We start from the raw sequence: 10,376 nt of genomic DNA, 5'->3' as shown, positions 1-10,376 counted from the left end.
GAACAAGTCGGGGCGTTTGCTGGAACCACCATCAGTGCGTTTTCACACAGTCTGTTCGGCCGGGTTTTTTGTTTGAGTCAAAAAGCACCCTCACCCCAGCCCTCTCCCGGAGGGAGAGGGGGCCGACCGAGGTGTCTTTAGCCATACATCGACCTGAAAAAACCGAGTCGATTATGGATTCAAAGAAAAACGTTCAGGTCGGTGTATCTCCCAAATATCCCCCAATCGGTCCCCTCTCCCTTTGGGAGAGGGCTAGGGTGAGGGGGCTTTCGGATCCTGGCTTATTCGCGTCTACTGTCCAGCGCTCCAACCACACTCAAGGACTGAATGTGACCACCCAACGCAACACCCACCTGATCGTATCCGCCCGGCTGATCTCGGATTTCGGCGCCTTCCTCAACATGGTCGCGCTGGCCACCTACGTCTACCTGCTGAGCAACAGCGCCATGAGCGTCGGCATCTTCCTTGCCAGCCGCGTCGGTGGCGGAATTTTCGCCAGCCTGATCGGCACGCGCTTCTACCGGCGCTGGCAGGGCCGCGCGCCGCTGATTGCTTTCGATCTGTTGCGCGCCGCACTGCTGGGGCTGCTGTTGATCACACCGGCGAGTCAGCAGGCATGGCTGTTGCCGTTGATTGCCTTCGGCCTCGGCCTGGGCAATTCGATGTTCGCCATCGGCCTCAACAGCCAGTTGCCGCGCTTGATCGCGCCGGCGCAATTGCTCAAGGCCAACGCCTGGATCACTTCAGCTTCTTCTGCGGCGATGGTTGGCGGCAGTCTGGTGTCGGGGTTGCTGGTGGCTGCTTTTGGTTTTGAAACGGTCTTCGCCCTCAATGCGCTGACCTATGTGCTCGCGGCGCTGCTGATCGTGCCGCTGCGTTTCGAAAAAACGCACGTCAGCGAACAGCCGGAACGCGGTGAATGGTTTGCGCTGCGGCAAGGCCTGCGTTCGGTGCCAGTGGTCGCGGCCATGCTCGCGGTGACCATGGCCGACACCTTGGGCAGCGCCGCGCATAACGTCGGCTTCCCGATCATTTCGAAACTGCTGACGCCCGAGGCGGCGAGTACGACCTTGGGCTTGGCGCTTGCGGTATGGGCCAGCGGCAAACTGCTCGGCGCGCGCATCGCCAGTCACCTCAAGGGCTCGGAGAACAGCCACCTTGAAAGACGATTTTTCTGCGGTGTGGCGCCGATGTCCTGCGGGTTCATTCTGATGTTCCAGCAGCACAGCCTCGTGGGGCTGCTGCTGTTCGCCTTGCCGGCCGGGCTTGGCGACGGGGTTTCCGAAGTCAGCCTGATGTCACGTTTGCAACGGGAACCTGCGGCGTTGCGCCTGCCGATTTTCAGCGTGCTGACCTTGCTGCAGATGAGCGGTTTCGGCATCGGCATGTTGGTCGCTGCGCCGTTCTATGCGTGGTGGACGCCGGGGGCCGTGGTCATGCTGTTCCACGGCATTCCCCTCGGCACCTTGGGCGTGGTGACGCTGCTGCGGATCAGGCGCGGGCGGGTTGCGCGCAGCAGCCCGACGCCAGTTCCTTGAGGATCGGGCAGTCCGGGCGATGGTCGCCGCTGCAATGCTCGACCAGATCCTGCAGGGTGTCCCGCAACTCGCCGAGCTCGCGGATCTTCTGGTTCAGCTCGTCGATGTGCTGGCGCGCCAGTGCTTTCACATCGGCGCTGGCGCGCTGGCGATCCTGCCAGAGGGTCAGCAGCTTGCCGACCTCTTCCAGGGAAAAGCCCAGATCCCGCGAGCGCTTGATGAATGCCAGCGTGTGCAAGTCATCGCTGCCGTATACGCGGTAACCGCTGTCGGTGCGATTGGCCGCTTTGAGCAAACCGATCGACTCGTAGTAACGAATCATTTTTGCACTCAGGCCACTTTGTCGGGCCGCTTGGCCGATGTTCATCGGTGTTCCTCCAGGTCCTTGGGTTTCCAGGTTTTCAACAGTAGCGCATTGCTCACCACGCTGACGCTCGACAGCGCCATCGCCGCACCGGCCAGCACCGGATTGAGGAAGCCGAACACCGCCAGCGGAATGCCGATCAGGTTGTAGACAAAGGCCCAGAACAGGTTCTGGCGAATCTTCGCGTAGGTCTTGCGGCTGATCTCCAGCGCTGCCGGTACCAGTCGCGGATCGCCGCGCATCAAGGTGATGCCGGCCGCGTGCATGGCGACGTCGGTGCCGCCGCCCATGGCGATGCCGATGTCTGCGGCGGCGAGGGCCGGGGCGTCGTTGATGCCATCGCCGACCATGGCGACCACGCCGGTTTTCTTCAGCTCGGCCACCGTCGCGGCTTTGTCGGCAGGCAGCACTTCGGCGTGAACATTGCGGATGCCCAAGGCCTCGGCCACCACCCGTGCGCTGCCGCGATTGTCGCCGGTCAGCAGGTGACTCTGGATATCCCGTGCGGCAAGTTGTTGCACCGCTTGCAGAGCGCCGGGTTTCAGCGTGTCACCGAAGGCGAACAGACCCAGCACCTTCGGCTGAGGACTTTGCTCAATCAGCCACGACAATGTGCGGCCTTCGCGTTCCCACGCTTCGGCGGATGTGCACAATTCACCGGCACTCAAGGCGCTTTCGTCGAGCATCCGCCGATTGCCCAGCGCCAGGCGCCGGCCATCCAGCGTGCCGGCGATGCCGCGTCCGGTCAGCGACTGGCTGTCGCTGACATCGGGCACGTTCAAGCCGCGTTCGGCGGCGGCATCCAGCACCGCTTTGGCCAAAGGATGCTCGCTGCCGCGCTGCAACGCACCGGCCAAGGTCAGCAGATTATTTTCGTCACCATCGACCGCGCTGAAGTGCGCGATTCGCGGCGTGCCCGAGGTCAGCGTGCCGGTCTTGTCGAACACCACGCTGCTGACTTCATGGGCGCGCTCCAGCGCTTCGGCGTCCTTGATCAGAATGCCGTGGCGCGCGGCGACGCCGGTGCCGGCCATGATCGCCGTCGGAGTGGCGAGGCCGAGGGCGCACGGGCAGGCGATCACCAGCACGGCGACGGCATTGATCACCGCCGTTTCCAGCGGTGCGCCGTACAGCCACCAGCCGATCAGCGTGGCCAGGGCGATCAGCAATACGGTCGGCACGAAAATCTGGCTGACCTTGTCCACCAGTTTCTGGATCGGCGCTTTCGCTGCTTGCGCGTCTTCGACCAGACGAATGATCCGCGCCAGCACGGTTTCCGCGCCGAGCGCCTGGGTGCGCACCAGCAAACGACCCTCGCCGTTGATCGCGCCGCCGGTGACCTTGTCGCCCGGCTGTTTCGGCACTGGCAGGCTTTCGCCACTGATCAGCGCTTCGTCGGCGTGGCTCTGGCCTTCAACGACTTCGCCATCCACCGGGAAGCGTTCGCCGGGTTTGACCAGCACCAGATCGTCGAGGCGCAGGGCGCTGATCGCAACGTCCTGCTCACGCCCGTCGATGACTTGAATCGCGCGCTCCGGCCGCAACGCTTCGAGAGCGCGAATGGCGCTGGCGGTCTGACGTTTGGCGCGGCTTTCGAGATATTTGCCGAGCAACACCAAAGCGATGACCACCGCCGAGGCCTCGAAATACAGATGCGGCATGCGTCCGGCCGCGCTGGCCCATTCATAGACACTCAGGCCATAACCGGCGCTGGTGCCGAGGGCGACGAGCAGGTCCATGTTGCCGGCACCGGCGCGCACGGCTTTCCACGCCGCCACATAAAAGCGTGCGCCGAAGATGAATTGCACGGGAGTGGCGAGGGCGAATTGCGCCCAGGCCGGGAGCATCCAGTGAATGCCGAACGGCTGCAGTAACATCGGCAGCACCAGCGGCAGAGCGAGGGCGATCGCGCAGATCAATGCCCAGCGCTCGCGGTGCAGGCGTTTTTGCTGGTCATCGGACTGTGGCCGTTCAGCTTGCCAGACGCTGGCCGAGTAACCGGCCTTGCTCACCGCGTCGAGCAGGGTTTGCGTATCGACCTGGCCGAGCAATTCGAGGTGCGCACGTTCGTTGGCCAGATTGACGCTGACGCTGCTCACGCCTGGGACTTTGCTCAGGGCACGTTCGACGCGACCGACGCAGGACGCGCAGGTCATGCCGTCGATGCTCAATTCGACGGTTTGCCGGGGCACGCTGTAACCGGCGCGCTCCACGGCTTGCATCAGCGCCGGCAGGCTGTCGCCGGGCGCCTGCACCCGGGCCTGTTCGGTGGCCAGGTTGACGCTGACGGCACTGGCGCCGCTGACCTTGCGCAGCGCCCGCTCGACACGCCCGGCGCAACTGGCGCAGGTCATGCCGGCAATCGGCAGATCGAAAGTGGTGGATTCGGACATCGGTCGCGCTCCCTGTAGTGGATGACTACAGGATCAACCTTGCCATGCGGGCAAGGTCAAGCACCATTCCGCAAGATGTTGATCGTTCCCACGCTTCGCGTGGGAATGCCTCCTGTGACGCTCCGCGTCACGCTTCGGGACGCAGAGCGTCCATGGCTGCATTCCCACGCAGAGCGTGGGAACGATCGGCAACGGGTCGGCGCTTGGCTCAGTAACCGAGGCCGGCCGGCTTCAAGTACACGCCTTCGGCATTCATCGCCAGGCGGAACTTCCGCACATCCCCCGCGTGCAGCACGACTTCCTGCGAGCCCGGTGCGAGCATGCCGGGGTTGCAACCCGGTGCCTGGCCCGGCAGCAGTTTCAAGCGCAGCGAAACCTTGCCCGGCGGCAGGTTGAACGAAGTGCTCTGCTCCTGGAACAGGCGCGCCGAGAGCTGGTCCTGGATGTACACGCCGATCTCGCACGAGGTCGCCACTTCGAGGCGCTCGCGGGAAATGATCAGTACCGCGTAATCCTCGCCGGCGGCTTGCACCTGCGGGACGGCGGCGAAAAGGCTGAGCAAGCCAAACAGGCCCAAAGCTGACCAGCGCATGGCTGAATCTCCTGAATTCCAGTCATTGATGCATGCAGCTTGGCCGAGCGCGGCGCCGATTGCCAGCCCGGCAGTTTTTCGCAGAACTTGACCTTGCCATCGTGGCAAGCTTGAGACTGCCGGCAACCTCACTCAAAGGAGTCTTCCCATGCAAGTGTTCAACGTTCAAGGCATGTCCTGCGGTCATTGCGTCAGAGCCATTACCACTGCGGTGCAGGCGCTGGATCCGGCAGCCAGCGTGCGCGTCGATCTGGCGGCCAAGGAAGTCGGCGTCGAAAGCGCGCTGAGTGCCGATCAGGTCATCGAAGCGATTCGCGAAGAGGGTTATGAGGTGAAGCTCGTCTGAAATTGATCGTTAGCGAGCTATCGGAATGTTCAAGGCGTCCGGGCGCGGCTAGACTGTCGGGCTGCGACTTGCCCACCTGGATGCCTGATGAATTTCCGCACGATTTTGATACTCGGCGCCTTGAGCGCCTTCGGTCCTTTGGCGATCGACTTCTATTTGCCTGCCTTCCCGGCCATGGCGCTGGCGTTCGGCACCAACGAGCAGCACGTTCAACTGACGCTGGCGGCGTACTTCCTCGGTCTGTCGCTGGGCCAACTGGCTTACGGGCCGATTTCCGATCGTTTCGGCCGGCGGCTTCCGCTGCTCAGCGGCGTTGCTCTGTTCACCCTGGCGTCATTGGCCTGCGCCTACGCGCCGAGCCTGGAATGGCTGATCGGCGCGCGTTTCGTCCAGGCACTCGGTGGCTGTGCGGGCATGGTGATTTCCCGTGCGGTGGTCGCCGACAAGTGCGATGCGGTGGGCTCGGCGAAGGTGTTTTCCCAGTTGATGCTGGTGATGGGCCTGGCGCCGATTCTGGCGCCGATGCTCGGTGGGCTTCTGGTCAACACCACGGGTTGGCAGTCGATCTTTCTGGTCCTCACCGGATTCAGTGCGGCGGCAGGTCTGGCGGTGGCGTTGGGTCTGCCGGAAAGCATGCCGGCCCACGTGCCGCGCCAGCCGTTGTCCGGTGCGTTGCGCCAGTACGCACGACTGGTCAAGGACTCGGTCTATCTCGGCCACGCCCTGACCGGCGGCATCGCCATCGCCGGCATGTTCGCTTACATCGCCGGTTCACCGTTTGTGTTCATCAAGCTCTACGGTGTACCCGCCGAGCATTTTGGCTGGCTGTTCGGCACCAACGCGGCGGGGTTCATTCTGGTGGCGCAGGTCAATGCTCGTTTGCTGGCCAAGCGTGGTCCGGCGTTTTTGCTGGTGCGCGCGGTGTGGGTGTACTTCCTCGCCGGGCTGACGTTGCTGGCGGTCAGCGCGATGCGTCCAGAGGCATTGTGGCCGTTGCTGATTCCGCTGTTCATCTGCATTGCCAGCCTCGGCTGCATCATTCCCAACGCCTCGGCTTGCGCAATGAACGGTCAGGGCGCCCGCGCCGGCAGTGCTTCGGCAATGCTCGGTTGCCTGCAATTCAGCATCGCCGCCGGTGCTGCCGCGTTGGTGGGGGTGTTGCACGATGGCAGCGCCGTGCCGATGGCCATGGTCATCAGCCTGTGCGGTCTGCTGGTGGTGAGCGTCGCGCTGCTTACCCGGCGCTTGCAGAATGCCCGGGCGCTGGCACAAGCCCAGGTCTGAACGCTCGACTTTGGAGCTCAGCCGGCGGCGCGCTGCTGGTTGGGTTCGGGGATCCGGTGGGGCGCGCAGAGTCGCGCTTCGAGGGTGCGAGTGAAGGCCAGAGCCTCGGCTTCACTGCGAAAGGTCACGACGTGCTGGTCCAGACGCACCTGCCATTGGGACTTTGCCACTTCTTTTATCAGGATCTTCATTGCTGACCTCCCTTGCGTAAAAGATGTATCGCAGAGGCTTCGATTGTAGACCTCGATACCCGCGTAAGTGTGACAAGGGTCAAGCAACCGACTGACGGCAAAAAGCCCCGCAACCGCTCTGGCATCACGAGCGTTTGCGAGGCTTTATTTTTTTAGAAACCTTCTAAAACAATTTTCCCCTTGGCCTTGCCGCTTTCCAGCAGCTCATGGGCGCGGCGCAGGTTGGCCGCGTTGATCACACCGAAGTGCTCGCCCAAAGTCGTCTTCAAAGTGCCGGCGTCGATCAGTTCGGCGACGCGGTTGAGCAGCTTGTGCTGTTCGATCATGTCCGGCGTTTCGAACAGCGAGCGGGTGTACATGAACTCCCAGTGCAGCGACAGGCTCTTGCGCTTGAGCAGGCTGATGTCGAGGGACTTCGGATCGTCGATCAGCGCCAGCTTGCCTTGCGGCGCGAGGGCTTCGACCAGTTGCGCCAGATGCTGATCGGTCTGGGTGAGGCTGGCGACGTGGGTCACGCTGGCGATGCCGGCGCGCTTCAATTCTTCGCTCAGCGGCTGGCTGTGATCGATGACCAGATCGGCACCGAGTGCGCTGACCCAGTCACGGGTTTGCGCACGGGAGGCAGTGCCGATGACTTTCAGACCGGTCAACTGCTTGGCCAATTGAGTGAGGATCGAACCCACGCCGCCCGCCGCACCAACGATCAGCAGGCTCTGGCCTTCATCGTTGCTGCCCTCGCTGATTTGCAGGCGCTCGAAGAGCAATTCCCACGCAGTGATCGCGGTCAGCGGCAGCGCAGCGGCTTCGGCAAAACCGAGGGACTTGGGCATGTGACCGACGATGCGCTCATCGACCACGTGCAACTCGCTGTTGCCACCGGCCCGGGCAATCGAACCGGCGTAAAACACCTTGTCACCGGCCTTGAACAGGGTGACGTCGCTGCCGACAGCCTTGACCACACCGGCAACGTCCCAGCCCAGCACTTTCGCCGCGCCGTTTTCCGGCGCCACGTTCTGCCGCACTTTGGTGTCGACCGGGTTGACCGAGATGGCTTTGACTTCCACCAAGAGGTCGCGCGGGCCGGCGACCGGTTCTGGCAGTTCAATGTCTTGCAGGGACTTGGTGTCGCTGATCGGCAGGGACGCGTAATAGGCAATGGCTTTCATAAGTGGCTCCGTACAGTTGATAGAAGGAGGAATCAGGCAATTTTGCCGAGGCGTTTGAGCTGGAAGTGTTCGATGGTGTGGCCGGCGCTGGCCTGAAACTTCTGAAAATGCGCGCTGGCGTTGTGCGCCTCAAGAATCTCGTCACTGGCCCACTGTTCGATGACATAAAAAACCTGCGGATCGGCAAGGTCGCGGTGCAGGTCGTACTGGCCACAACCCGGCTCGGCGCGGCTCGGTTCGACGAGGGCACGCAGCGCCTGTTCGAGAACGTCCTGCTGGCCGGGCTTGGCGGTCAGAGTAGCAATAGCGGTAAAGGGCTGTGACATGCGCGGACTCCAGAGAATCGGGATGAATTTGTTGGAGGCCATCATTGGCTATTTCTCTGCGCGATAAAACCGGCTAAAAGAGCAGTCTCTTTCAATATTTTTTTGATAATCGAGGCTGCGCATGCTGCGTTTTGATGACCTGCAGTTGTTTGTCCGCGCGGCGGATCTGGGCAGCCTGTCGGCGGCGGCACGGGTGATGGACATGTCTGCGGCGGTGGCCAGCGCAGCGTTGAAGCGCATCGAGCAGCAACTCGGCGCACGACTGCTGGCGCGGTCGACCCGCAGCCTGCGCCTGACCGCCGAGGGCGAAGGCTTCCTTGAATATGCCCGCGCCGCCCTGAGCAATCTCGACGAGGGGCGTCGACTGCTCGCCAGCGGTCAGGATCAGGTCAGCGGAATTCTGCAACTGTCAGCACCCTCGGATTTCGGCCGCAATCTGCTGCTGCCGTGGCTCGACGCGTTCCAGCGTGAACACCCGAAACTGACGGTACGCCTGCTGCTTGGCGACCGCATCGCCGACCTGTTCCGGCAACCGGTGGACATCGCCCTGCGCTACGGCGAGCCGGAAGATTCCAGCCTGATCGCCTTGCCCATCGCGCCACACAATCGCCGCGTGTTGTGCGCATCTCCGGACTATCTGGCCCGGCATGGCGAACCGCGCCAGCTCGAGCAACTGGCCCAGCACAACTGCCTTTTGTACATGCTCGGCAGCCGCGTCCACGACCACTGGAGTTTTCACGATGGCAAGCGCGAAGTCGGCCTGACCGTCAGCGGCGACCGCTTCAGCGATGACGCCGACGTCGTGCGGCTATGGGCGCTGGCCGGTGCCGGTATCGCTTACAAGTCCTGGCTCGACGTCGGCGCCGATGTGCTCGCCGGACGCCTCAAAGTGCTGATGCCGGAACTGCTGTGTGAGCGCGCACCGCTGAATCTGTTGTGCGCCCATCGCGCACAATTGAGTAAGCCGGTGAACCTGCTGAGGGAGATGCTCGCCAGCCGATGCGCCGAATTGAGTAGCCAATTTCCCGGTTTCCTCAAAGTTGATCATTAGTCGCAGGCAATTAGAGAAATTTCTGTCAGGAACAATCGCCACCTGCCCAGGCCCAGGCGCAGGACGTCTGGCTTAACCCGCTTATACTAGCGCCCGCCTCATGCCTGCACTGACACCCGGCGCGCAGACCCCGTAACGCGTTGCCGGCTTTTGGTGACGGTTGCTACTTCTGCTGCCAGGTTGTGTGCCGGAGCAGCTGGTGTCGGTGGCATCCCTTGCCACCGATCCCGGGCGATTTTCGCGTGTTGGCCGATGCCCCATAACCGGCCAGGATGTCTCCGAGCGGTAGACGATACGATTCAACAGGGAGTGAACATATGGAACATGCACCGTGCATCAGCCAGATCGCGACATTGCTGGCCGACCCCAAGCGCAGCGCGATGATGTGGGCGTTGATGGATGGCTCGGCGCGGCAAGCCGAAGAGCTGGCGCTGCTGGCCGGGCTCTCGCCGTCGTCGGCCAGTGCGCATCTGGGACGCCTGTCCGCAGGGGGGCTGTTGAACATCGAAATGCGTGGGCGCAAACGCTTCTTTCGCCTGGCGGCACCGGAAATCGGCGCGGCGATCGAAGCACTGGCCAGCGCCACCATTGCCAGCGCGCCACGGCAAATCCCTGATGCGCTGAAACGCACGGCTCCCATGGTCAGACCACAGGCGGCGCCGTCTTCGCTGTTGCGTGCGCGGTTCTGCGACGATCATCTGGGCGGTACTTTGGCGGCCGACCTGTATCAGCGCCTGCTCGATGCCGGCTGGATCGAACAGCTTGAGCAGCGGGTGGTGGTGACGCACAAGGGCTCCACCCGACTGGCCCAGCGCGGAGTGTTCATCCAGGCCCTGGCCCACCGCAACGTGCAGGTCGCCTGCGCCTGCCCGGACTGGAGCGAGCGCCGTCCGCACATGGGCGGCTCACTGGGCGCGGCGCTGTTGCAGTTGTTCATGCAGTCCGGCTGGCTGACCTTGCCCAACGATTCCCGCGCCTTGCAGTTGACCGCCACCGGCCAGCGCGAAATCCATCGCTTTGCCAAGGAAACCGAGCTGGAAACAGCGTTCTAGAGCGTTGCTCGGCGATTAGCTGAAGGCTGACGTCGTCCACGGCTGTGAACAGGTCGCATCCAGTACGACCTCT

General features: G+C 63.0%; 11 protein-coding genes. 5 read left to right on the top strand and 6 right to left on the bottom strand.

Annotated features, from left to right (window positions below; translation table 11 throughout):
• Positions 1-329 precede the first annotated feature (329 nt).
• Positions 330-1,538, top strand: a complete 1,209-nt coding sequence (locus D8U60_RS05090; protein ID WP_130899624.1) for an MFS transporter — start codon at positions 330-332, stop codon at positions 1,536-1,538.
• Here D8U60_RS05090 and cueR read toward each other — a convergent pair.
• The 3 genes from cueR to D8U60_RS05075 all read right to left on the bottom strand — a co-directional run bounded on the left by cueR (position 1,492) and on the right by D8U60_RS05075 (position 4,887).
• Positions 1,492-1,905: a Cu(I)-responsive transcriptional regulator gene (gene cueR / locus D8U60_RS05085; RefSeq protein ID WP_016771827.1), complete on the bottom strand. Its 414-nt coding sequence runs from the start codon at positions 1,903-1,905 to the stop codon at positions 1,492-1,494. The genes D8U60_RS05090 and cueR overlap by 47 nt on opposite strands.
• Complete coding sequence (cueA, locus tag D8U60_RS05080; RefSeq protein WP_130899623.1) at positions 1,902-4,295, bottom strand: copper resistance metal-translocating P1-type ATPase CueA; 2,394 nt, start codon at positions 4,293-4,295, stop codon at positions 1,902-1,904. The genes cueR and cueA overlap by 4 nt, the downstream gene beginning before the upstream one ends.
• Before the next feature lie 208 nt (positions 4,296-4,503).
• Entirely contained in the window at positions 4,504-4,887 is a 384-nt protein-coding gene (locus D8U60_RS05075) for a hypothetical protein (protein ID WP_016771826.1), read from the bottom strand.
• 148 nt (positions 4,888-5,035) lie between these two features.
• Between D8U60_RS05075 and D8U60_RS05070 the strand changes: the two genes are divergently transcribed.
• Together D8U60_RS05070 and D8U60_RS05065 are read left to right on the top strand one after the other, a co-directional pair.
• Positions 5,036-5,233, top strand: coding sequence for a cation transporter (locus D8U60_RS05070; protein WP_110603754.1), 198 nt, complete (start codon positions 5,036-5,038; stop codon positions 5,231-5,233).
• Between the two features lie 87 nt (positions 5,234-5,320).
• Positions 5,321-6,517 (top strand): multidrug effflux MFS transporter, encoded by a 1,197-nt coding sequence (locus tag D8U60_RS05065; RefSeq protein WP_130899622.1) that lies wholly within the window; start codon positions 5,321-5,323, stop codon positions 6,515-6,517.
• A 17-nt stretch (positions 6,518-6,534) separates the two neighbouring features.
• Here the strand turns inward: D8U60_RS05065 and D8U60_RS27590 are convergent, their stop codons facing one another.
• The 3 genes from D8U60_RS27590 to D8U60_RS05055 form a co-directional block, all read right to left on the bottom strand.
• Positions 6,535-6,708, bottom strand: a complete 174-nt coding sequence (locus D8U60_RS27590) for a hypothetical protein (RefSeq protein WP_177435439.1) — start codon at positions 6,706-6,708, stop codon at positions 6,535-6,537.
• 152 nt (positions 6,709-6,860) lie between these two features.
• The gene (locus D8U60_RS05060) at positions 6,861-7,874 is read right to left on the bottom strand and encodes a zinc-binding alcohol dehydrogenase family protein (protein ID WP_130899621.1); all 1,014 of its coding nucleotides are present in this window, start codon (positions 7,872-7,874) and stop codon (positions 6,861-6,863) included.
• Positions 7,875-7,906: 32 nt separating this feature from the next.
• On the bottom strand, positions 7,907-8,200 hold the full coding sequence (locus tag D8U60_RS05055; RefSeq protein ID WP_125917567.1) for a putative quinol monooxygenase: 294 nt from the start codon (positions 8,198-8,200) through the stop codon (positions 7,907-7,909).
• Between the two features lie 121 nt (positions 8,201-8,321).
• Between D8U60_RS05055 and D8U60_RS05050 the strand changes: the two genes are divergently transcribed.
• Together D8U60_RS05050 and D8U60_RS05045 are read left to right on the top strand one after the other, a co-directional pair.
• Positions 8,322-9,251, top strand: a complete 930-nt coding sequence (locus D8U60_RS05050; protein ID WP_016771820.1) for a LysR family transcriptional regulator — start codon at positions 8,322-8,324, stop codon at positions 9,249-9,251.
• Positions 9,252-9,568: 317 nt separating this feature from the next.
• Positions 9,569-10,303 (top strand): helix-turn-helix transcriptional regulator, encoded by a 735-nt coding sequence (locus D8U60_RS05045; RefSeq protein ID WP_016771819.1) that lies wholly within the window; start codon positions 9,569-9,571, stop codon positions 10,301-10,303.
• The last annotated feature ends 73 nt before the right edge of the window (positions 10,304-10,376 follow it).

It is taken from the genome of Pseudomonas sp. Sample_11, from assembly GCF_004307505.1.
Classification (GTDB): Bacteria; Pseudomonadota; Gammaproteobacteria; order Pseudomonadales; family Pseudomonadaceae; genus Aquipseudomonas; species Aquipseudomonas atacamensis.
Note: the sequence above shows the minus strand (reverse complement) of the source record. Positions and strands in the feature narration are given on the sequence as shown.

Bases quoted from the DNA above. Each gene is read 5' to 3' on its own strand.
- cueR (WP_016771827.1), bottom strand. From the start codon at position 1,905: ATGAACATCGGCCAAGCGGCCCGACAAAGTGGCCTGAGTGCAAAAATG.
- cueA (WP_130899623.1), bottom strand. From the start codon at position 4,295: ATGTCCGAATCCACCACTTTCGATCTGCCGATTGCCGGCATGACCTGC.
- D8U60_RS05075 (WP_016771826.1), bottom strand. From the start codon at position 4,887: ATGCGCTGGTCAGCTTTGGGCCTGTTTGGCTTGCTCAGCCTTTTCGCC.
- D8U60_RS05070 (WP_110603754.1), top strand. From the start codon at position 5,036: ATGCAAGTGTTCAACGTTCAAGGCATGTCCTGCGGTCATTGCGTCAGA.
- D8U60_RS05065 (WP_130899622.1), top strand. From the start codon at position 5,321: ATGAATTTCCGCACGATTTTGATACTCGGCGCCTTGAGCGCCTTCGGT.
- D8U60_RS27590 (WP_177435439.1), bottom strand. From the start codon at position 6,708: ATGAAGATCCTGATAAAAGAAGTGGCAAAGTCCCAATGGCAGGTGCGT.
- D8U60_RS05060 (WP_130899621.1), bottom strand. From the start codon at position 7,874: ATGAAAGCCATTGCCTATTACGCGTCCCTGCCGATCAGCGACACCAAG.
- D8U60_RS05055 (WP_125917567.1), bottom strand. From the start codon at position 8,200: ATGTCACAGCCCTTTACCGCTATTGCTACTCTGACCGCCAAGCCCGGC.
- D8U60_RS05050 (WP_016771820.1), top strand. From the start codon at position 8,322: ATGCTGCGTTTTGATGACCTGCAGTTGTTTGTCCGCGCGGCGGATCTG.
- D8U60_RS05045 (WP_016771819.1), top strand. From the start codon at position 9,569: ATGGAACATGCACCGTGCATCAGCCAGATCGCGACATTGCTGGCCGAC.